This is a genomic window from Rheinheimera sediminis, assembly GCF_004005375.1.
In the GTDB taxonomy this organism is placed as follows: domain Bacteria; phylum Pseudomonadota; class Gammaproteobacteria; order Enterobacterales; family Alteromonadaceae; genus Pararheinheimera.
On record NZ_RZUF01000004.1, the window covers coordinates 16,829 to 38,700 of the forward strand.

Genomic DNA, 21,872 nt, shown 5'->3' on the forward strand with positions numbered 1-21,872 from the left:
ATGAAAATCTGTTGTTTCAGGACATAAAAAAATCATCGCACAAAAAAACAGGAATGGGAGAGAAGCTTATGCTGCACAATAAAATGAATAAGTGCGCCGTGGCGGTCAAATTAGGTTTGTTAGTAGGAACTGCTGCTTTAGCCTTTCCAGCTATGGCAGATCAGGCTGTAGAAGAAGGCGCAAAAAAAGAACAACAGGTTGAAGTCATCCAGGTCCGTGGTATTAAAGCCTCACAGGAAGCATCGTTAAATGCAAAACGTTATGCTGTTGCTACAGTAGAAGCTATCACGTCGGAGGATATAGGTAAGTTTCCTGATAAAAATATCGCTGAGTCGTTACAGCGGATAGCAGGTGTTGCTATTAACCGTGGTTTTGTTGGCGAAGGCGCAGAAGTATCTATTCGTGGTGTCGATCCGACGCTTACTCAGGTACAAATGAATGGCCAATTTGTGGCGTCCACATCCTGGTTTTCACAGGGAGCGAACAAACGTAGTTTTAATATGGATTTGATGCCATCAGAGATGATTTCAGATCTGGAAGTGTATAAATCACCAGTCGCCTCACTGGATGAAGGTGGTGTAGGTGGTACTGTGATTCTGCATACCCGCAAACCACTGGATTTGGATAGCAACACCTTGTTTGCTTCTGTAGAAGCTAACCAGAACTCACTTGCTGATGAGACTGGGTTGGGGGCTTCTACATTGTACAGTTGGAAAAATGACGACGAGACCTTCGGTGTGCTTGGTATGATTTCCACGCTGGAACAAATAGGTCGTGGCCGTAAAGCGGAGAACTATTGGGAAGAGGGCTGGTCAGCTTCTGGTATTGCTGGTTTTGATCAGGACCGTAAACGAGACGCTTACGATATCACCGCCCAGTTTCAGGCAACAGAAGAGTTAGGTATTACCTTACATGCGTTTCGCACCAAGTTAGATGCCTTTAATACCAACCAAAACTTTTTAGTCATTGGTGCAGATCCCGCTTTTATGACGAATACCAGTGGACGCGTTGCTCCTAATGGTTTGCCGTTAAAAGGAACTGTGACCAGAGCTGCCTGGCTGGCTCAGGATACCAATACTCGTAACGCCGAAATGATCAGTGACGTTCTGGATTTGCGAGTTGACTACCAGGCTTCGAATTATAAGTTGTCAGGTGTTATTGGTACTACAAAGGCCGATGGTGGTAATGGTGGCAATGCCAACGGTTTATGGGGCCAGCCTATAAATGGCACTAACGGTATCAGTGTTGATGTTGATATGGATTTAGCCAATGCCATGTTGCTTGCGCCAAAAGGTGTCAGCCTGAGCGATACTTCATGGCAGGATTTCCAGGGTGGGTCATTGGCTCGTACTGAACTGGAAGACGAAGAAAGCTATGCTCAGGCTGATTTAAAGCTGGACGTAGATTACGGTGCCATCCAGAGTATCGAAACCGGTGTTAAAATCCGCTCACATGAATTTATTTACAATTCTTATGGTGCTGAATTAGGTGATCATGGCATTACCAATATCAGCCAGTTTGATGACGGATTATTAAAAGATTTTGGCGGCGTTATGGCTGCAGGTTCGCCTGGTAGCTATGTCAAAATTGATGGTAAGGCATACTGGAATGCATTAAATGATTCGGTAACAGCCTGGAACAGGCAGCTTGCCAGTTTCAGTTCAGTGACTGAGGACGTGTATGCGGCATATGTGCAGGGTAATTTTTCTGGTGATAGTTATCGCGGCAATGTGGGTATGCGCTATGTCAAAACAGAAACTGACGGCCGTGCATATAACGGTAACCTGACCGGGATCGATTCCTTCAAAGGCGACTATAGTGACTTCCTGCCCTCTTTAAACCTGGCCATTGATCTGTCAGATGAGCTGATTTTACGCATGTCTGCCTCTAAAGTGATGACCCGCGCTGGCTATAGCCAACTAGCACCAGGTTATAAAGGTTTACCGGACACGCCTCCAGAGAGTGGCCGTTTGCAGGCTTCACGTGGTAACCCTGCTATAGATCCTTTCCGCGCTACTCAGATGGATATTGGCCTGGAGTGGTATTACAACGAATCTTCTCTGTTGTCTTTTGCCGTGTTTAATAAAGATATTGCTTCTTTTATCAGCACCAAAAAGATAGTTGAAAATTTAGTAGATGTACCTGTACCTGGTGAGTACGAAGTGTCGGTACCAGATCAGGGTCGTGGCGGTAAAATTGAAGGTCTGGAACTCCAATGGCAAACCAACTTTGGTAATGGTTTTGGTGCCTTGTTTAACTATACCTACGTGGATGCAACTGGTGAGACTGATAATGGCGAGCAGATTATTCTGCCGGGTTCATCGCGCAATCAGTTCAACGTGACTGGTTATTATGAACATGAGATGTTCTCTGCCCGTTTAGCTTATACCAACCGCAGCCAGTTCTTTGCTGAGGGCACTGCATTGGGTAACGGCAATGACTCCTTTGATGGCCAGGATTTTATTGATGCTACTTTAGTGTTCAAAGTAACTGACCAACTGGATGTCTCATTGGAGGGTGTGAACCTTGCGAATGAAATCACTTATCAGCGTCACAGTACCGGAGCTGAAACAGTGCGCGTTATTACAGAAAATGGTCGTCGTTATGCATTGAAAGCGTCTTATCGTTTTTGATTATGACTAAAAAGGAAGGCAGTCGCCTTCCTTTTTTTCTGAGTTGTTGTAACGTGAAACAGTTCCGTTTTTAAAGGTTGCAGTATGCAAACAGAAGCAATTCGCTCAGTGCTGGTCGTTGGCGGAGGCACTGCTGGCTGGCTGACAGCGGCCAATCTGGCCCAGTCATTTAACAGTGCTGAACCAGGCGCTATTCAGGTCACCTTAATTGAATCGCCAGATATAGCTACCATTGGGGTTGGGGAAGGCACCTGGCCTACTATGAGAGCGACCTTGCAAAAGCTAGGTATAAAAGAAGAAGACTTTTTGCGCAGTTGTAATGCGACTTTTAAGCAAGGCACTAAATTTGTGGACTGGCAGCACAGTGATTTGCCAGCGAGTTATCATCATTTATTCACCTCAGTCAGCGACCCGACGCAATTCAACCTGGCACCTTATTGGTTACAGGGACGTGCGGGCCAGCATAAGTCTTATGCCAGTGCAGTGAGCGCCCAAGGTGTTATTGCTGAACTTGGGTTGGCGCCAAAAAAAATCACCAATAAGGCCTATGAAGGCGTTCTCAACTATGCATATCATCTGGACGCTGGTAAATTTGCCGACCTGTTGAAAAACCATGCACAGCAAAAACTGGGCGTACATTTTATCAGTGCCAATGTGTTGGATGTCAGTCTGGCTATCGATGGCAGTATAGCTGCAGTGATAACTGACAGTGCAGGCCGACAGCAGGCCGACTTTTATGTTGATTGCACAGGTTTTCAAAGTCTATTGCTGGGGAAAGCAATGGGAGTGGGTTTCCGGCCTGTATCGGATACCTTGCTGACAGACCATGCAGTGACTATACAGGTGCCGTACCCCACGCCTGACTCTCCTATCAATGCTTGTACTCATTCTACAGCCCAAGCTGCTGGTTGGATTTGGGATATTGGTCTGACAAATCGCCGTGGTGTGGGCTATGTCTACAGCAGCAACTATGTGTCTCATGAGCAAGCTGAACAATGCTTGCGACGTTATATTGGTCCGGCAGCCGATACACTGGAAGCCAGAAAACTGGCGATGCAGGTCGGTTATCGTGAAAAGTTCTGGCACAAAAATTGTGTCGCCATAGGTTTGTCAGCAGCTTTCGTTGAACCCCTGGAGGCATCCGCGATTTTTCTGATTGAAGCTGCGGCTAATATGCTGGCCGATCAGTTACCTGCACTGAAAGAGAATCTGCCACTGGCGGAGAGTAAATTTAATAAGTCCTTTTTGTTTCGCTGGCAAAGAACTATTGATTTTATCAAGTTGCACTATGCCTTATCGGGTCGGACCGAGCCTTTTTGGCAAGCTGCAAGAGCAAAGCAATTGATACCCCAATCGCTGCAGGATGTGCTGCAAAGCTGGCAGACTCAACCTGTCAGTCCTTATGATTTTGCACATGTGTACGAACCCTTTCCAATGGAAAGTTACCAGTATGTGTTGTACGGCATGGGCTTTAAGCAGCAATTAGCCGACTTGCAACGTTATCAACAAGGTGGCAAAGCCGCTTTGTATTTTCAGCGGGTGCAGCAGTTGACTCATCAATTGCAACAGGAATTGCCAGCTCAGCGGGAGCTGCTGGCGAAAATTTATCGGTATGGTTTTTCTGCACTCTAGCAGCAGATATAAAGCGGAATTAGTAAGAATGACTCAACGTATAGCGCTGGATAGCCAGCAACATCAGCATTACAAACTACAAGAAGATAAGCTGTTTTCGCATACAAAACTTGCACATATATTGCCACTGGAGGTCAATGAATTTGCCGCAGCAGCTGCATATTTTCCTATTGTTTTTGTCAAAGACAGCAATACAGGGCAATTTCGTGCCTGCGTGATGACTGGTATCAAACCAGGGCAAAATTTGTACTGGCATCAGGCGGGGTGGCAGGCGGGTTATACGCCTCAGGCGTTGCGCAATTACCCTCTGCTGGCAGTACAGCCAGATACCACTTCAGGCGATTACGTCATTGTGGTTGACACACAAAGCAGCTTGTTTAACCCGCAATCAGGGCACTCATTGTTCGCTGCTGGGCAAGCCACTGAGTATCTGCAACAAAGAGCTGGCGCTGCGATAGCTCAGGCAAAAAGTGTTTTACTAACCCAGCAGTTTATCCAGCTTTTGCTTGAGCTCGAGCTATTAGTCGCCCGAACTCTGACGTTGACACCCCAGGGCGCTGAAGCTTATGACTTGACTGGGCTTTACCTCATTGATGAGCAACGGCTGGCAGAATTAACTGATCAGCAGTGGTTATCACTGCGGCAGAATAATAGTTTGCTTGCGGTGCACGCTGTGTTGATGTCGATGAACCAAGTGTCGGCTTTGATTCAGCGATCAGTACTTTAAAGGAATAGTAATATGTTGAAGTCAACTCTGGACGAGATTGTGATTGTTGGAGGCGGCACAGCGGGTTGGTTAACTGCGGCTATTCTGGCAAAAAAGCTCAACGCCGGTAAGCCGGGCAGCGTACAAATCACAGTGATCGAGTCGCCTGATATTGCTATTTTAGGTGTTGGCGAAGGAACCTGGCCAACCATGAGAACCACCTTGCAGACAGTGGGCGTGGATGAAGGCGAGTTTATGCGCGAATGTGATGCCACCTTCAAGCAGGGCGCTGAATTTGTGAACTGGCAACACACGCCAGTTCCAGGCGAAAAGCATAGCTATTTTCATCCGCTCAGTGCAGTGTTTCATTCATCCTATGATTTTAATCTCGCGCCCTACTGGCTGCAGGGGGCTTCTGACTTACCCTACGATTTAGCTGTGGCATCACAAAGTCGTATTTGTCAGCTGGGACTGGCACCAAAAAAAATTACCACTGCGGCTTATTCAGCACTGCAAAATTATGCTTACCATTTTAATGCGTTAAAGTTTGCTGCTTTTATGAAAAAGCACTGCACCGAAAAATTATCGGTACGTTTTATATCGGGCAACGTACAGCAGGTGAGTTTGCACCCTTGTGGTGCTATTGCCAGCGTGTCTACCGATAGCGCAGGTGAAATAAAGGCGGACTTTTTTGTTGATTGTACCGGCAGTAAGGCTCTGTTGTTGGGGGAGGCCTTAGGCGTGCCTTGGCATGGTATTAACGATATTATTTTTAACGATACAGCACTGGCAATGCAGGTGCCTTATCCTGCGCCTGACTGGCCCATAGCCACCCATACCATAGCAACAGCGCATGAAGCAGGCTGGACTTGGGATATAGGTTTACACAACAGGCGTGGAGTAGGGTATGTTTATTCCAGCTCGCACAGCACAGATGAGCGTGCTGAGCAGATACTGCGACAACACATAGGTGTGCAGTCCGAGGGGCTTGAGGCGAGAAAAATAAAACTGAATCTGGGGTATCGGCAACAGTTTTGGCGCAAAAACTGTGTGGCTATCGGAATGTCGGCAGCTTTTATAGAACCTCTGGAGGCTTCAGCCATTTTTCTGATTGAAGCTGCGGCCAATATGCTTGCAGATCAGTTTCCTCGAAGCAGTGCTTCACTGGAGTTTGTGGAAAAAAAATTCAACGATACCTTTAAGTTACGCTGGGATAAAAGCATCGACTTTATTAAGTTGCATTATTGCATCAGTCAGCGCCGTGATACAGAGTATTGGGTGGACAACTGCACAGACAGCTCAATTCCTCAGTCTTTACAACAGCGACTGGCACACTGGCGATTGCACCCGCCAGGTAAGTATGATTTTGATTATGCCTTTGAACCCTTTGTGCTCGACAGCTACTTGTTTGTCTTGTACGGCATGAAATTTAATACCGATATCAGCCATAATCTGAGTAGTTACTCTGATATACAGAGCGCACATCAGTTGTTTGCCGAGATTGATCGCACCACAGCTATACTGCAACAGCAACTGCCTACACATAGGGAGTTACTCGATAAGGTCTATCAATATGGGATGCCAAAACTATAAAGACTACTCTTTTGGCGTGTTGTGAGTCGTATTTTAGGTTTTTCTAAAGTCGATAGCCTGGCGGTCTCGAGGCCTCAGTCTTGGGTTCAATGTTAAAAGTTTTTTGTCGGGAAACCAGATGGCTCTGGTGTCAGCCGGATTTCTAAGGTAAGTTGAGGCCTCAGTTTTACACGCACTTATTGCGGTAAATTTATCACGGCCTCCTGTGAGGCTTATATTGTTGGATGTGTTAAGAGGTTTCATTCATGTCACTGCAAATTGCTCCGCTACAAAAAGAAAAACATGCACAAACTAAAATCAATACTGCTAACGCTTTTACCTTCGCACAAGAGCAGCATATTCTGCCTGTAGTGGTTCAGGAGTTCGTTCGTATTGGTGCAGAAATGCCGATAGTTTTTATTAAAGATTCTGCGTCAGAACGTTTCGATGTTGTGGCCATGCTTGGATTGAAAACAGGTGAAAACCTGATGGTGACCGAAGGTCAATGGCAGGGCTTTTATGTACCAAGAGTGCTGTGGAATCATCCATTGATTCTGGCTGATGACCCGAGCAAAGAAGGGCAGCTGTTGGTTGCATTGGTGGAGTCGAGCCATATGGTCAACACTGAGACTGGCCATGCATTATTCAACGAAGATGGTACTGAATCTGATTTCCTGAAATCCCGTGTTGAGTCTATGCGTGAGTTTTTTATGCAGTCTCAAACGACCAGAGCTTTTAACAAAACTCTGGCTGATATGGATTTATTAGTGCCTCAGACCTTAACTATCAAGCTTGAAGGCCAACCACGTGAGATTTCAGGCATCTATATTGTCGACGAGAAAAAACTAAATTCATTGTCTGATGAGCAGTTACTGGATTTAAACAAGCGCGGTCTGATACCAGCAATTTACGCACATTTAATGTCGTTGCAACAGGTTCAGCGTTTAGGTGAAAGAGCCAATAAAGCTGTAGCTAAAACGGCCTGAACCAGCGCCATCTAACCAAGCAGCACAGTATGTGCTGCTTGCTGTTCCTCCCCTGATCTTCTTTATTCGCCCTTACTGCACCTGCTGTCTTCATTCCTTACCCAGTTGGTTTAGATATACTTTTTTAGTGCAAATAACACTTGATTTGATGAAAAAAAATACATAACATCAAGATGACAGCGTTGTCATATTGTCGGGAGTGCCTTTGCTGCGGTCCTGGACTTGCAGCAATACGTTGTAAAGAAAGGGGCGGTCAGACCTTTGCTGGGGTCTGATTGTGGTTTTCACCCTTGCCAAAGTCAGGTTGATTGGTAGTTGGTCAACAGGATTTACCAGCAGACATGGATGTTGTGTTTTGTTTGCCAATCTTGATCCAAGGGATCTTTGAGGGTACTGCTTGCAGTACCCTCTTTTTTATTTATTCGCAATCATCCATGGCGCTCACTCGTCTCAATCCAAATACACAGAGTAGACTATGCTCCTTGAGTCTCGATTGCTTGTTGCCTGGCTGCAACAGCAATTAATGTGGCACATTGCTGACATGCTATCCCCAGAGTGGTGCGCCTGAATCACATCTTTGGCTCCGACGGAAGCCTTGCTCTCGTGGCAAAGACATTCTTGCCATAAACAAGTAAAGTAGCCTTAGTTCAATGAGTTGTGGAAACATGGTTATGCGGCAGATAGGGTGGGGAATTATTGGTTGTGGCAATGTCACCGAATTAAAAAGTGGTCCGGCTTTTAATAAAGTGGAACACTCCAGTCTGGTCGCTGTGATGCGTCGCGATGCGGCCAAGGCTGAAGATTATGCCAAGCGTCATCTGGTACCGCGCTGGTATAGTGATGCTCTACAACTGATCAATGACCCTGCTGTGGATGCTGTCTACATCGCCACTCCACCTGATAGTCACAAAGCCTATGCTTTGTTGGTGGCCGCAGCAGGGAAAATTTGTTGTGTCGAAAAACCTATGGCATTAAATACTGCAGAATGTATTGAAATGACTGAGGTGTTCGAACAAAAGCAATTGCCTTTGTATGTGGCTTATTACCGTCGCTCATTACCACGTTTTTTAAAAATTAAAGAATGGCTGGAACAGGATTTGATTGGTGCTCCACGCCAGGTGCAATGGAGCTTCAGCCGCACTCCGAATACGGCTGATCTGGCCGGACAATACAATTGGCGCACCGATCCGGCAAAAGCTGGTGGTGGTTATTTTGTTGATCTGGCCAGTCATGGCCTGGATTTATTACTCTATCTGCTGGGCGATATAGCCACTGTGCAGGGGATCACTACCAATCAGCAACAGCTTTATGCTGCAGAAGATGCAGTGACTGCAGTCTGGCAATTTCAGTCGGGTTGTTTAGGCGCTGGGTTCTGGAACTTTGCCGCAGCTGAGCGCAACGATAAAGTGGTGATTTATGGCAGCAAAGGCCGGATTGAGTTTTCGGTATTTGAGCAGGAACCCGTGCAGTTGTTTACCAAAGAGCAGCAGTTAAGTCTGGACGTACCGCATCCGGAAAATATCCAGTTTTACCATATTCAGGCAATGGTAAGCGACATACTCCATGGCTCAGGGCATCCTTCTACTGGAAAAACCGCGCTAAAAGCCAGCTGGATGATGGAGCAGATTTTAAAAAACTAAAATTGGGTTCAGCTCACATTGTTAACAGTGAATAATGTGAGCTGAACCCATTTTAAGACGGCTAATCCAGCTTGGTTACTCTACTGATGGCCCCATTTTTGGCTTTTGTGCGAAGCAGTAAGTTGCTACTCACTTTCACAGCTTCAGTATAAACTAACCAACTTTTTCCCTGGTCTTCACTGTATTCAACCACTAAACCTGGCCATGCACTGTTGGCCAGCAATAGGCCATCCTGCAGCACTGCACCTGGTGGTGGCAGATATAAAGCCACACCAGCTTCTGCTAAACGCGGCAATTCCTTTTGAGTTAAAGTCCAGCCAAAACGTTGCCAGTCTTGTTGTCTGGCTTTTGTGTCAGGCTTGTCAGCTTCCCACTCTGCTTTGTGCCAGGCCCGTTCTGCCAAGGCTAATAAGCGTGGATACAGCATTTGTTCCAATTGTTCTGCCGTTCTGATCGTTTCAGTCCAGATCTGGCCCTGAATACCAAGAATATTTTCTGGTTTTTCTAAGGCTGGCAGTTCCTTACCTAACAAAACCTCAAGATTTTCAATGACCTGTCCTTCCCGCGTTTTATCGGCATTAGCGTATAAATAGTCGGGCATGTAACCAAATACTTTAGCCACATCAGTGAAGCGTGCTGCCCAGTAGTAGCCTCTTTCTTCTGGATGTGCTTCGTAGGGGTGATCAAAATACAAATGAGTGCCATGCGATAACACCACCTGATAACCAGCATTAGCTAATCGGTAGGCACGATCAGCGACACCCCATTCCCAAATATTATCCCACACATTGGCATAGACATTTTCGTTAGCAAATTGCTGACGGTTAAAGGGGTTTTTAGCGTCATACATTAAACCATCTTCCCAGCCACCTAGGGTCAGCTGTCTATTGGCGGCCAGCTGCGCTACTTTGGCGACAAAATAAGGCTTTAAATCGGCCACTCCGGCCACCCCATTGTCTGTTGTAGCTATGAGTTGCTGACAAGCGGGAGACTCTGTCCATGAACCTACGCCTGTTTCATCACCGCCCATATGGAAGGTGCTGAGTTGTAAACCAGCCTGACGATACATTTGTTGCAGCTCATAAATCACTTTGTCGACAAAAGCATAAGTGGAAGGCAGGCAGACATTGATAGAGTTATCTGTATAGTTTTGCACCGTCATGTATTTCGACTGATCCAGCGGATCGGACAACAAATACTGTGTCGATTCAGCTTCTTTCCCTTGTTCTTTCAGCGTCAGATAGCGGGCCTGCATAGCTTTTACCGCAGCTCTGGCATGGCCTGGCATATCAATTTCCGGAATGATTTCGATATGGCGTTCGGCTGCGTATTTTAAGATCTCAATAAAGTCTGCCGTGCTGTAATAGCCATTACCGTTGCCTGATGTAAAAGGGCCTGTACCCAACTGAGTCAGCAGGCAGTTGCGCTCGGACAAATCAAAACAGCGATTTGCACCTATCTGAGTCAGTTCAGGCAAGCCTGGAATTTCGATGCGCCAGCCTTCATCTTCAGTTAAATGCAGGTGCAGCTTATTCAGCTTATAACGCGCCAGCTGATCGATCATGCGCAACGTCACTTCTTTACCATGGAAATTACGCGCCATATCGTAATGCAAGCCACGCCAAGCAAAACGTGGCCAGTCGGTAATAGTAGCATTTGGTAAAACAGTGCGTTCACCCTCTACCGGCAGCAATGCCAGCAAGCTTTGCACTGCATAAAAGGCACCGGCATTGTCATTGCCACTCAGGCTTATTTGTTTATCGCTGATCACCAACTGATATCCTTCAGCTTTTTCTTTCGCTGCCTGAACAGTCAAGGCGAGATGAGGCTGATTTTTGGCTGGCGCCTTGGTAGTTAAACTAAGTGATAAGCCTGCGATTTGCTGCAATTGTTGCTGCAAATAAGTCGCTTCAGAAGTTAAACGGCCACTGTGATAAATCAGCCAGTCAGCACTAAGTTTTGTTTGGCCGCGCTGATAGCTGATTTGTTGCGGGCTGGGCACTATGGATAATTGTTCTGGTTTTTTAAAAGCTGATAGTTGCTGTTGATTCAACACAAAGCGGCTTTGGCTGGTGGCTACAGGGTATAAATCCGGCGAAGGTTGATTAAAGCGCTGCAACTGCTCAGCTCTGGTATAAGGTTCAACAAAACGACTGAAATCTTCGGTATCTGTGTTGGCAAAGACTTCAGGCTTTAAACCTTGGGCGGTAATAAAAGCCCGTGGCATCCAGTCGCTGTAACTGACCATAAAGGACGATGGAGAAAATCTAAGGCGTAACTCTTCGCCTGGTTTTAAACCTTTAAAGTCTTTACTCGGCCTGAGGCTATGTAAATCGCCTTGTACATGCTGCAGCATCAAACCATGCAGCTCTGCGCCTTCCTGTTTTCGGATGGCATGAAAATACAGCACCCAGTTAGTCTTACCTGCACTCAAAGTCTGAGACGACTTATTCCTCAAAATTAGTTCGACCTGACTTTTTGGTTCAGTAGCTGAAGTGAAATTACTTTTAACCGCGAACTTTAATTCAGTGTTTTTGGCAAATTCAGCCAGTTCCGCTTGAGAAAAAGCCTGAACTTGTCCGCAAAAAAAGTAACTAATACAAAGCCATAGTAGTAAAAAATACTTCATCGCACGCTCCCCTAAACAGCGGTACACTATCACCGCAGGTTATTCCCTGATGGATTTTATGGAAATGACGCTGCCCTTTGCTGCAGCTATGACATGCAAAGTGACAGAACAATGACAAGGCAGGCCTCTCCTAATTGATTGATTTTAAAAATAAATTTTGTAATTCTTTTGCTTATTTTGAAAAATTAAGCTGGATTTTTAAACAAGGGTCTTGTTATTTGTCAAAATTATTATATGCTGAATTAAAAAAATGACAACGCTGTCAATTTGGTTTTTGATCAAATAGTGGGCAGCAACAGGTGGTAGCTTAATCAGATTGGATTACAGCTGACCAGCGGATAATGCAACGAGGTTGGTAGGATGACTACAGCAGTGGGCTATGATGGCCCGTTTTATTTAGGTGTAGATGGTGGAGGCAGTAAATGCCGGGTCATCATAGTTACAGAAGACAATCAGGTGATAGGCGAGGGTTTATCAGGCCCAGCCAATCCGTTACGTGGCATGAAAGTCGCAACAGATTCTATTCTGGCTGCTACCCAACAAGCTTTGACTTGTGCCGGTATGGCTTTTAAAGATATGTCCAGACTTATTGCTGGGGCCGGTTTGGCTGGCGTCAATATGCCTGAATACTATCGTATTTTTTCAGAATGGCAGCATCCTTTTGCGCAATTGCATTTGACCAGCGATTTACATGTAGCCTGTATTGGTGCACATCAGGGCGCTGATGGTGCCGTTATCATTGCTGGTACAGGATCTTGTGGTCTGGCTGATGTCAAAGGTCAGCTGATCGAAGTGGGAGGTCACGGTTTTCCTTATGGCGATAACGGCAGTGGCGCCTGGTTAGGTTTGCAAATGGTGCACCATGTGCTGCTAGCCAAAGATTTACTAGGCCCGCAAACGCTGCTGACTGATTTGTTATGCGATGAATTAAAACTCAGCCAGACTTTGGCTCTGGTTGATTTCTTTATGCACGCTAGTCCCACTACTTATGCCAAATACGCACCTCTGGTCTTTACTGCAGCTGATTCGGGCGATGCACTGGCGCAGCGGATAGTGCAGCAGGCTGCGGCTCATATCAGTGCCATAGCTCAACGTTTATTAAGCATCAATCCACCTCGTTTGTCCTTAATTGGTGGTTTGGCGCACAAGTTACAGCCTTATCTGGCGGCAGAAGTGCAACAAAAAGTGACCCCAGCTTTGGCTACGCCAGAATTTGGAGCCGTTTGGTTTGCTAAACAACGCCAGCAACAAGCCCAACGTATTTCTTAGCTAATAAACAACAGATCTCTTAACTTTAAGCAGTGAGTAACCCAATGATGACCCGAACTATTATGGCGCAGGAAGCTGCGGAAGCACCAAGCCGGATCCGTGAGCAATTAGCTAGCAATGCCAGCCGTATTGCTGACATAGTCGCCTTGATCAAACAAAAGCAGCCCCGTTATGTCTATATGGTAGGTCGTGGTTCATCCGATCATGCGGGTGTCTTTGCCAAGTATCTGATTGAGATTGAAATAGGTTTACCTGTTACTGCTGCTGCTCCTTCAATTGCCAGCGTCTATAACAAACAACTGGATTTGACTGGTGCTCTGGTACTGGTGATTTCACAGTCAGGCAGAAGCCCGGATATTCTGGCTCAGGTTGCTATGGCCAAAGCTGCTGGCGCCCTGGTCATTGCATTGGTGAATGATGAGAGCTCACCTTTAGCTGAACAAGCCGATCAGGTGATCCCATTGAATGTGGGCGCTGAAAAAGCCGTTGCAGCGACAAAAAGTTATCTAGCCACTTTAAGTGCCTTATTGCAACTGGTTGCGGCATGGTCTGGCAGCAGTCAGTTACAGGATGCTGTAGTTAGTTTGCCTGAATTACTGGAACGGGCTATCGAACTACCAGCTCAACTGACAGCTCAATCCTTAGAAGGGGTTAAGCATCTGGTGGTGTTGGGTCGTGGTCCGGGGTACGCCATCAGCCGTGAAATTGCACTAAAACTCAAAGAAGTCTGTGGTATTCACGCTGAAGCTTTTTCCAGCGCTGAGTTTCTGCATGGCCCTGTGACTTTAGTTAAAGATCAGTTTGCTATTGTTGATGTCAGCATAGCGGATGAAGCGAATGCGGCTCATCAGGCACAAATTGCCGAAGTACGTAGCCGTGGTGCTCGCATTGTGCATTTGCATCATGCTGATTTGTTATCTAATCCACGGGTATTACCACTGGCTTTATTGCAGCGTTTTTATCTGGATGTTGAAGCTGTGGCAAGAAGCCGTGGTGTCAATCCGGATGCACCTCCAGGCCTGAATAAAGTCACTAAAACGGTCTGATGAGGTGGTGATGCAACAGATTTCAGTAGCCCGGCTATTTGATGGTCAGAACTGGCAGCAGAATGTAACTTTAACTATAGAGGCTGATCGTATTCATTCGATTCAATCTGCTGATGGTGCCGTGCTGCAAGGTACGCTGGTCCCTGGTTTTATCGATGTGCAGGTAAACGGCGGCGGTGGCGCTTTGTTTAATACCAATACCAGTCTCGAAGCGCTGCGCACTATGGTCAAAGCCCATGCTCAGTTTGGCAGCACAGCCTTGTTGCCTACAGTGATCACTGATTCAGTTGCTGTAATGCAGCAAGCTGCGGATGTGGTAGCTCAGGCTATTGCCAGCAAAGAACCTGGTATTTTGGGTGTACATTTTGAAGGTCCGCATTTGTCTGTGCCGAAAAAAGGTGTTCACCCTGAACCTCATATTCGGCCTTTATCTGCAGCTGAGCTGGCTATTTATCGTCGTACTGATCTGGGCATCAAACTGGTGACAGTTGCGCCTGAAAACATCGGCCCTGAGCAGATCAAAGAGTTAGTCGAAGCTAATGTCATTGTATGTTTAGGTCATAGCAACGCGGATGCTGTCACAGTGCAAGCCGCTTTAGCTGCCGGAGCTACGGGTTTTACGCATTTATACAATGCGATGTCGCCTTTAACCTCGCGTGAACCTGGTGTGGTGGGTGCGGCGCTTGCCGATCCACACAGCTGGTGTGGCATTATTTTGGATGGTTTTCATGTGCACCCGCTGGCAGTAAAAGTGGCCTTAGCGGCTAAACCCAAGGGCAAACTGCTGATAGTGACAGATGCAATGTCGCCTGTGGGCACCAGTCAAACTGAGTTTGATTTTTTTGACGGTAAAGTTATACGTAACGGCAATAAATTAACCAATTTAAACGGCAACTTAGCGGGTTCAGTGCTGGATATGGCCAGTGCTGTGTCTTATGCGGTCAAAGAACTGGGCCTTGATTTGTCAGAAGCTGTGCGAATGGCTTCCTTGTATCCCGCCGAGTTTTTAAGCATTAGCACCCAGCGTGGGCAAATTAAAGCAGGGGCCAAAGCTGATTTGGTTTTGCTCAGTGATGAAGGCCTGGTACAGCAGTGCTGGCTGGAAGGCAGGGCTTTTATCGAAACCAGATAACTAATAAATATTATCCAATAAATTCAACATAATAACTATTAAAGCAACAGGAAGAAATTATGGAAATGACAGTCGATACTCCCAAGGCCCGTAGTGGCGTTTTGCCTATGGTCATAGTGGCCATGCTGTTTTTTGTACTGGGTTTTGCGACCTGGCTGAATGGCTCTTTGATGCCGTATTTAAAACAAATGCTGCAGTTAAGTCCATTGCAGGCATCGCTGGTGCTGTTTTCCTTTTATATCGCTGTGACTTTTACCGCTTTGCCTTCTGCCTGGCTGATCCGTAAAGTAGGTTATAAAAATGGCATGGCGCTGGGTATGGCGGTGATGATGCTGGCTGGCCTTTTGTATATTCCTGCTGCACAAACTCAAACTTTTGGTCTTTTTTTGCTGGCTCAGTTAGTGATAGGTACAGGCCAAACCTTATTACAAACCGCAGTGAATCCCTATGTTGTCAAAATTGGTCCTGAAGAAACTGCCGCTGTGCGCATCAGCATTATGGGTATTTTGAATAAAACAGCTGGTGTTGTTGCTCCTTTGGTCTTTACAGCTTTGATTGTCAGTGGTTTTACCGTGCCAGTGGACACTGCCCTGAGCCCAGAACAAATTGACGCTATGGCCGCCAGCCTGGTGTTGCCTTACCTTGGATTGGCTGCATTTTTAGGTTTATTGGGTTTAGCTGTTAAATACTCACCTTTGCCTGAACTGGAAAAAGAGTCAGGCACAGGCACTGGTTTCGAACAGTTAAAAGCGGTATTGGCGAAACCAGCACTGGTGTTGGGTGTACTGTCGTTATTTGTTTATGTAGCCGTTGAAGTGATTGCAGGCGACACCATAGGTTTGTTTGCCTTGTCGCTCGGTGTTGAGCGTTACACTGTGATGACCTCTTATACTATGGCTTGTATGGTCTTAGGGTACATATTGGGTATTCTTCTTATTCCAAGGGTGTTATCTCAGCAAAAAGCTTTGGCTGTTTCTGCAGTTTTAGGCTTGGTTTTAACTTTGGTCGTAGTGTTTGGTGATACCAGTTCGTACCTTATCGCGAATACGCTGCTGGTGCCTTTTGGTGGTACTGCTTTACCTGATACTTTGTTATGTATTGCCATTCTTGGCTTGGCTAATGCCATTGTCTGGCCGGCGGTTTGGCCTCTGGCTTTATCAGGTCTTGGCACTTTAACCAGTATTGGTTCGGCTTTACTTATTATGGGTATTGCAGGCGGCGCTTTTGGTCCATTGTTTTGGGGTCTTGCCAGTGGCACAGCCTTAGGGCAACAGGGCGCTTATCTGGTGATGTTACCTTGTTATGCCTTTATCCTGTTTTATGCAGTAAAAGGCCATAAGCTCACCAGTTGGAAAAGCTCTTAATTTATTAAAGGCGCCTCTATGTCTTCACCACGTTTTTATGCGCTGGATGCGTTAAGAGGCTTAGCCATAGCCCTTATGATCCTGGTCAATACACCGGGTTCCTGGCAGCATGTCTATACACCGCTTTTGCATGCTCCCTGGGATGGATTTACTTTTGCCGATATCGTCTTCCCCACCTTTTTGTTTGTGGTGGGGGCCTCCATGTTTTATTCGCTGAAAACTGCAGTCTTATCTAAACAAAGCCTGTGGCGGGTTAGTAGCAGGGCCTTAAAGTTAATAGGTATTGGCGTGTTGCTAAACTACCTGCCTTTTACTGTGGATCTGGCCGAATTACGTTTGCCCGGAGTATTACAACGTATAGGTTTGGCCTACTGGCTGGCCGCCTTGTTGATTTTGATGGTAAAACGCAGTTACTTGCCTTTTGTGGCTGTGGCTTTGGTGTTGTTGTATTGGTTAGCTCTGGTGCTGGGTGGAGGTGAATTGCCTTTTAGCCTGGAGCACAATCTGGTGCGGCAATGGGATTTAGCCATTTTTGGCGCTGCTCATTTGTATCAGGGTTTTGGTGTGGCTTTTGACCCCGAAGGCTTGTTAAGCACTTTGCCTTGTGTGGTTGCTGTTTTAATTGGTTTTGGTACAGCAGCGTTTTTACAGGGCAAACAGCAGCATCAAGCTTTGCGTCTGTTATTGCTGTCCGGTCTGGTTCTGGTGGTGCTGGCCTTGCTTTGGCATTGGCTTTGGCCCATCAATAAAGCCCTATGGTCCGGCAGTTATCTGGCGCTGAGCAATGGTTTAATTTTGTTGCTGTTAGCGGCTTTGGTTTGGTGTATTGATATCAAAGGCTGGACTAGCCTGGCTGAACCTTTAAAAGTCTATGGCACTAATCCACTGTTTATTTATATTTTGTCCTGGCTTTGGGCAGTATTGATAGGGCAGCTGATTTTTCTTACTACAGAGACAGGTTCAGTCTCTTTGTACCAATGGGGTTTTGAGCAATTAGCTTTGGTGTTCCCTGCCAAACTGGCGTCTTTTGTATTTGCACTGCTGCATGTGATTGGATTCTGGTATCTGTCACTGCTGCTGTATAAACGCAATATAATCATTAAGCTGTAAAAAACATGGTCAGGAACAATGTTTAACAATGCGAGCATTGGCCCGTGAGGGGAGCGCCAGCATAGTTGCGAATAAAAATGGGGTCGTATGACCCCATTTTACTCTGACCCGAATGAAGTTAGAACCTGTATTCCCAGGTGGTGGCTGCGGCTACTTCGTCAGCACCTTCAGGCAATAATGGTGATTGATCCAGATAACGTAACTGCAGACTCAGCAAACCATTAAAAAATGGTCGTCTGTGTTCTGCTTTGGCTTGCCAGCTTTGTTCACTTTCACCTGTATTGTCATAATAATTAGCCAGATACAGATGGCCTGACCAACTGATGCCGTCATACGTTTGGTAATGATAACCAGCGCTTAATACCCGAGCGTCTTTGCCATAACCACTGCCAATCACACGGCCGTATCTGCTATAGCCCTGAGGGTACAACTCACCCTGATAAGCGCAATCGCCTTTCATCACTGAGTCAGCACAATCAATATAAGTATCTGAATACTCCATATTGACGGTATGGATGCCTGAGCTATTGCCCCAGTAACTGCGAACACCTGCCAGTAACAAAGGGTTATCCGGCAGTCCTTTTGCGTTATCATCATCAGCCAGCTCAACATAAGCCGTCAGCGGCTGATTCAACAGATTGAAGTGATAACTTAAATCTATGGCTGCTCTTTGATCGGAATTAGCGCTGGCTTCGTCTTTGTTGATAAGCATGTCCCACCAGTCAGCAACGCCATTGTTTTTTCCTTGGCCACCCCATTGACTAACGCGAGATATTCCCAGTTCCACAGTAGCTGTAGGTCTGAAATTGAAACGCCCGCCCCAATAACGGGTTTGGCTGACAGGGCTTTGGTGTTCACCTAAGCCTATAAAGGTAGTGAAACTCCATGGTCCTAACCAGTTCAGTACTGGCAAATCTATGGCGTCCCAGCCATGCCGGGTTAAACGTACAGAAGGTAATGGCCTGGCGTTATTACTTTGCAGCAAGGCGCTTTGTTGGCCTGGACCCCACCAGGTACTGACCTGATCAACCGACAATACCCAGTTGCCCAGCAGTGCGGCCAGATAACTATTGTCGTAGGTTAAATTCTGCTCTGTGCTGCCATCATGGCGTGCGCGGTAATGCACTTCTGAGCGGCCGGCAAAGATATCATTCTGAAACTCGCTGAATACTGTAATGCTGGCTTGATCCTGATAGGTTTCGCCAAAACTCTGAATCCCCATTTCTGCTGAATTGGCCTTGAGTTTAACCCCAGCAGTTTTATCACTCTTGTTGACGTTTAAAGCTTTACGTACATGAGCCAGCGCAAAAGTCACTTCCTCACTGTAACGGCGATTCGGAGCTTTTGCTAAATCTTTGGCGATGTTTTTCCACATCAATGGATAGGTATTCACAGGACCACTGATTAAACCTGCGTGAGACAAAGTTTGCAGCGACTGACGCAGGTAATTGTCCTGCGTATCCATCCAGGGGGTAGCTTGTGCAGACAAGGCCAGAAAAGCCAGAGTAAAAGTGCTGTACTTAAGTTTTTTCATTACGACCAAAATCCGTATTTCAAATTAAACCGTTGTAAACTTTTGTTTTAATGCCTGTTCTACATGAGAAGCGACAAAACGGCTGACATCGCCAGCATGGCGGGCGACTTCTTTCACTAAAGTCGATGAGATAAAAGTATTTTTCTCTGAAGGTGTCATAAATAAGCTATCTAAATCCGGGTTTAACTGGCGATTCATGCTGGCTAACTGAAACTCATATTCAAAGTCGGCTACAGCGCGCACACCACGCAGCAAAACCTGCGCCTGATTCTGTTTGGCAAAATCGGCCAGCAAGCCAGAAAAGCCAACGACAGTTACATTCGGCAGACTAATAAAACATTGTTGTGCCAGCTGCACTCGTTCTGCCAGCGTAAATAGTGGTTGCTTACTGGGGTTAGCAGCGACGGCAACTATGACCTGATCAAACAAAAGTGCAGCCCTTTGCACTAAGTCACTGTGACCATTGGTTAAAGGATCAAAAGTGCCGGGATAAATTGCTTTAGTTTTCATTGTTTTATGGTCATCCCTGTGTTGCCTGTACGAACGGCTAGAGTTTTTCATCGAATTGGCGTTACTATAGCAAATTAATAAAAAATAAATAAAAAGAAATACGCGGATGGATAAGAAGCTACGAACCAAAGACAAGATACTGCAGGCAAGTATCGAGCTATTTAATCAGCAGGGTGAACGTTGTATTACGACTAACCATATAGCGGCGCATTTAGGTATTAGCCCTGGCAATCTCTACTACCACTTTCGGAATAAAGAAGACATAGTGAGGAATATCTTCCGTGAGTACGCCAAGCTGCTTGATAACAGACTACAGCCGCCTACCCAGCCTTCAGAAGCACTGGATTCCTTAGCCCAGTATCTGGATGTGGTATTTGAGTTGATGTGGCGTTTTCATTTCTTTTACGCCAATCTGCCAGATATTCTGTCACGTGATGCGGCTTTGCAGCAGGATTATTTAACAGTACAAAAAGCAGTACTGGCAAAAGTGATTTCAGTATTAAGTGCTCTGAAAAAAGCCAATGTAATTAAGATAGAGGATGCCGATATTGCTAATTTCGCCCATACCATCAAGCTGGTAGTGACCTTCTGGATTAGTTACTTAAAAACTCAGGCACCTCACAGGTTGATGAGTAAAGAACAGGCTTATTTGGGAGTGCTAAAAGTACTGCTGCTATTTAAGCCTTATGCGACTGAGCAGGCACTGCCCCGCATAGAAAAACTGCAACAGCATTATCAGACCTTGTCCGGAGAACCGACGATATAACAATCGACTGGCAACTATTTGCTACAGATTGCCAGGCAACTAATCCGATCTGCAGGCTTTTCTGACAGAAAAGCGCTGCATCCCTCCTGCTTAGTGATTACAATACGGCGGTTTTAACCAAGCCCTCAGCCTTTTTGGAGAAAGTTATGCGAACGACTCCTTTCCTTGCACATTTACAACAACAAATAGAAGACGTAAAAGTGCAGGGCCTGTACAAAGCTGAACGAGTGATCAGCTCGCAGCAACAAGCCGCCGTGACCGTAGGTCATGAACAAGTACTCAATTTCTGCGCTAATAACTACTTAGGTTTAGCCAATAACACTGACCTGATTAAAGCAGCCCAACAAGGTCTGGATTCCCACGGTTTTGGCGTGGCGTCCGTGCGTTTTATCTGTGGTACTCAGGATATTCATAAAGAACTGGAACAAAAAATCAGCGGCTTTTTAGGCACTGAAGACACTATTTTGTATTCCTCTTGCTTCGATGCCAACGGTGGTTTGTTTGAAACTATCTTAGGTGCTGAAGATGCTGTGATTTCAGATGCGTTAAACCATGCTTCCATTATAGATGGCGTGCGTTTATGCAAAGCCAAACGTTACCGTTACGCCAATAACGATATGGCTGAACTAGAAGCTCAACTGAAACAAGCTGACGCTGATGGCGCCCGTTTTAAATTAATCGCCACAGACGGCGTATTCTCAATGGATGGCGTTATCGCTGACTTAAAATCCATCTGTGATTTAGCTGACAAATACCATGCACTGGTGATGGTGGACGATAGCCACGCCGTAGGTTTTGTTGGTAAAAATGGCCGCGGCACCCACGAATACTGTGACGTGCTGGAACGAGTGGACATTATCACTGGTACTTTAGGCAAAGCCTTAGGTGGCGCTTCAGGTGGTTATACCTCTGGCAAAAAAGAAGTGATTGAATGGTTACGTCAGCGTTCACGTCCTTATTTATTTTCTAACTCGTTAGCGCCTTCTATTGTTACTGCATCGATAAAAGTGTTGGATTTACTGGCAAAGGGTGATGATCTGCGTGCTAAGTTATGGCACAACGTCAGTTATTTCCGCGAAAAAATGTCAGCCGCTGGTTTTACGCTGGCAGGTAAAGATCACGCTATTATTCCTGTGATGTTAGGTGATGCCAAAGTAGCAGCGGAAATGGCGCGCCGTATGCTCGCCGAAGGCATTTATGTCGTGGGATTCTCTTTCCCTGTAGTACCAAAAGATCAGGCCCGTATCCGCACTCAGATCTCGGCCGCTCATGATAAAGAACACCTGGATAAAGCCATCAGCGCTTTTATCCGTATTGGTAAAGAAATGGGCGTAATTGCCTGA

Annotated in this window: 16 protein-coding genes; 13 read left to right on the forward strand and 3 right to left on the reverse strand. The window is 46.1% G+C overall.

The window, feature by feature from the left end; genetic code table 11:
* Window positions 1–68 precede the first annotated feature (68 nt).
* The 6 genes from EMM73_RS03295 to EMM73_RS03320 all read left to right on the forward strand — a co-directional run bounded on the left by EMM73_RS03295 (window position 69) and on the right by EMM73_RS03320 (window position 9,169).
* Window positions 69–2,633 carry a TonB-dependent receptor gene (locus tag EMM73_RS03295; protein ID WP_186435108.1) on the forward strand — a complete coding sequence of 855 codons (2,565 nt, stop codon included), beginning with the start codon at window positions 69–71 and terminating at the stop codon, window positions 2,631–2,633.
* A gap of 84 nt (window positions 2,634–2,717) precedes the next feature.
* Window positions 2,718–4,265, forward strand: a complete 1,548-nt coding sequence (locus EMM73_RS03300) for a tryptophan halogenase family protein (RefSeq protein ID WP_127685039.1) — start codon at window positions 2,718–2,720, stop codon at window positions 4,263–4,265.
* Window positions 4,266–4,293: 28 nt separating this feature from the next.
* Window positions 4,294–4,992: a SapC family protein gene (locus EMM73_RS03305; protein ID WP_186435109.1), complete on the forward strand. Its 699-nt coding sequence runs from the start codon at window positions 4,294–4,296 to the stop codon at window positions 4,990–4,992.
* A gap of 12 nt (window positions 4,993–5,004) precedes the next feature.
* The gene (locus tag EMM73_RS03310) at window positions 5,005–6,564 is read left to right on the forward strand and encodes a tryptophan halogenase family protein (protein ID WP_127685041.1); all 1,560 of its coding nucleotides are present in this window, start codon (window positions 5,005–5,007) and stop codon (window positions 6,562–6,564) included.
* A gap of 245 nt (window positions 6,565–6,809) precedes the next feature.
* Window positions 6,810–7,529: a SapC family protein gene (locus EMM73_RS03315; protein WP_127685042.1), complete on the forward strand. Its 720-nt coding sequence runs from the start codon at window positions 6,810–6,812 to the stop codon at window positions 7,527–7,529.
* Between the two features lie 671 nt (window positions 7,530–8,200).
* Window positions 8,201–9,169, forward strand: coding sequence for a Gfo/Idh/MocA family protein (locus EMM73_RS03320; RefSeq protein WP_127685043.1), 969 nt, complete (start codon window positions 8,201–8,203; stop codon window positions 9,167–9,169).
* A 61-nt stretch (window positions 9,170–9,230) separates the two neighbouring features.
* On the opposite strand, the gene EMM73_RS03325 is transcribed toward EMM73_RS03320, so the two are convergent.
* On the reverse strand, window positions 9,231–11,798 hold the full coding sequence (locus tag EMM73_RS03325) for a family 20 glycosylhydrolase (protein ID WP_127685044.1): 2,568 nt from the start codon (window positions 11,796–11,798) through the stop codon (window positions 9,231–9,233).
* A 360-nt stretch (window positions 11,799–12,158) separates the two neighbouring features.
* On the opposite strand from EMM73_RS03325, the gene nagK reads away from it, so the two are divergent.
* From nagK to EMM73_RS03350, 5 genes are read left to right on the forward strand one after another with little or no spacing between them, the layout of a single operon-like run.
* Complete coding sequence (gene nagK / locus EMM73_RS03330; protein WP_127685045.1) at window positions 12,159–13,067, forward strand: N-acetylglucosamine kinase; 909 nt, start codon at window positions 12,159–12,161, stop codon at window positions 13,065–13,067.
* Between the two features lie 47 nt (window positions 13,068–13,114).
* Window positions 13,115–14,113, forward strand: a complete 999-nt coding sequence (nagB-II, locus tag EMM73_RS03335) for a glucosamine-6-phosphate deaminase NagB-II (RefSeq protein WP_186435110.1) — start codon at window positions 13,115–13,117, stop codon at window positions 14,111–14,113.
* A 10-nt stretch (window positions 14,114–14,123) separates the two neighbouring features.
* Window positions 14,124–15,245: an N-acetylglucosamine-6-phosphate deacetylase gene (gene nagA, locus EMM73_RS03340; protein WP_127685047.1), complete on the forward strand. Its 1,122-nt coding sequence runs from the start codon at window positions 14,124–14,126 to the stop codon at window positions 15,243–15,245.
* Window positions 15,246–15,304: 59 nt separating this feature from the next.
* On the forward strand, window positions 15,305–16,609 hold the full coding sequence (nagP, locus tag EMM73_RS03345; protein ID WP_222422588.1) for an N-acetylglucosamine MFS transporter NagP: 1,305 nt from the start codon (window positions 15,305–15,307) through the stop codon (window positions 16,607–16,609).
* 18 nt (window positions 16,610–16,627) lie between these two features.
* Window positions 16,628–17,719 (forward strand): acyltransferase family protein, encoded by a 1,092-nt coding sequence (locus EMM73_RS03350; RefSeq protein WP_127685048.1) that lies wholly within the window; start codon window positions 16,628–16,630, stop codon window positions 17,717–17,719.
* A gap of 118 nt (window positions 17,720–17,837) precedes the next feature.
* Here EMM73_RS03350 and EMM73_RS03355 read toward each other — a convergent pair whose 3' ends face one another.
* Together EMM73_RS03355 and coaD are read right to left on the reverse strand one after the other, a co-directional pair.
* The gene (locus tag EMM73_RS03355) at window positions 17,838–19,253 is read right to left on the reverse strand and encodes a capsule assembly Wzi family protein (RefSeq protein WP_127685049.1); all 1,416 of its coding nucleotides are present in this window, start codon (window positions 19,251–19,253) and stop codon (window positions 17,838–17,840) included.
* A 24-nt stretch (window positions 19,254–19,277) separates the two neighbouring features.
* Window positions 19,278–19,763, reverse strand: a complete 486-nt coding sequence (coaD, locus tag EMM73_RS03360; RefSeq protein WP_127685050.1) for a pantetheine-phosphate adenylyltransferase — start codon at window positions 19,761–19,763, stop codon at window positions 19,278–19,280.
* 106 nt (window positions 19,764–19,869) lie between these two features.
* On the opposite strand from coaD, the gene EMM73_RS03365 reads away from it, so the two are divergent.
* Together EMM73_RS03365 and EMM73_RS03370 are read left to right on the forward strand one after the other, a co-directional pair.
* Window positions 19,870–20,529, forward strand: coding sequence for a TetR/AcrR family transcriptional regulator (locus EMM73_RS03365; protein WP_127685051.1), 660 nt, complete (start codon window positions 19,870–19,872; stop codon window positions 20,527–20,529).
* A 146-nt stretch (window positions 20,530–20,675) separates the two neighbouring features.
* Complete coding sequence (locus tag EMM73_RS03370; protein ID WP_127685052.1) at window positions 20,676–21,872, forward strand: glycine C-acetyltransferase; 1,197 nt, start codon at window positions 20,676–20,678, stop codon at window positions 21,870–21,872.

Coding starts and splice junctions, on each gene's coding strand:
- nagP (WP_222422588.1), top strand. CDS start 15,305: ATGGAAATGACAGTCGATACTCCCAAGGCCCGTAGTGGCGTTTTGCCT.
- nagA (WP_127685047.1), top strand. CDS start 14,124: ATGCAACAGATTTCAGTAGCCCGGCTATTTGATGGTCAGAACTGGCAG.
- EMM73_RS03305 (WP_186435109.1), top strand. CDS start 4,294: ATGACTCAACGTATAGCGCTGGATAGCCAGCAACATCAGCATTACAAA.
- EMM73_RS03325 (WP_127685044.1), bottom strand. CDS start 11,798: ATGAAGTATTTTTTACTACTATGGCTTTGTATTAGTTACTTTTTTTGC.
- coaD (WP_127685050.1), bottom strand. CDS start 19,763: ATGAAAACTAAAGCAATTTATCCCGGCACTTTTGATCCTTTAACCAAT.
- nagB-II (WP_186435110.1), top strand. CDS start 13,115: ATGACCCGAACTATTATGGCGCAGGAAGCTGCGGAAGCACCAAGCCGG.
- EMM73_RS03355 (WP_127685049.1), bottom strand. CDS start 19,253: ATGAAAAAACTTAAGTACAGCACTTTTACTCTGGCTTTTCTGGCCTTG.
- EMM73_RS03365 (WP_127685051.1), top strand. CDS start 19,870: ATGGATAAGAAGCTACGAACCAAAGACAAGATACTGCAGGCAAGTATC.
- EMM73_RS03310 (WP_127685041.1), top strand. CDS start 5,005: ATGTTGAAGTCAACTCTGGACGAGATTGTGATTGTTGGAGGCGGCACA.
- nagK (WP_127685045.1), top strand. CDS start 12,159: ATGACTACAGCAGTGGGCTATGATGGCCCGTTTTATTTAGGTGTAGAT.
- EMM73_RS03295 (WP_186435108.1), top strand. CDS start 69: ATGCTGCACAATAAAATGAATAAGTGCGCCGTGGCGGTCAAATTAGGT.
- EMM73_RS03350 (WP_127685048.1), top strand. CDS start 16,628: ATGTCTTCACCACGTTTTTATGCGCTGGATGCGTTAAGAGGCTTAGCC.
- EMM73_RS03300 (WP_127685039.1), top strand. CDS start 2,718: ATGCAAACAGAAGCAATTCGCTCAGTGCTGGTCGTTGGCGGAGGCACT.
- EMM73_RS03315 (WP_127685042.1), top strand. CDS start 6,810: ATGTCACTGCAAATTGCTCCGCTACAAAAAGAAAAACATGCACAAACT.
- EMM73_RS03370 (WP_127685052.1), top strand. CDS start 20,676: ATGCGAACGACTCCTTTCCTTGCACATTTACAACAACAAATAGAAGAC.
- EMM73_RS03320 (WP_127685043.1), top strand. CDS start 8,201: ATGCGGCAGATAGGGTGGGGAATTATTGGTTGTGGCAATGTCACCGAA.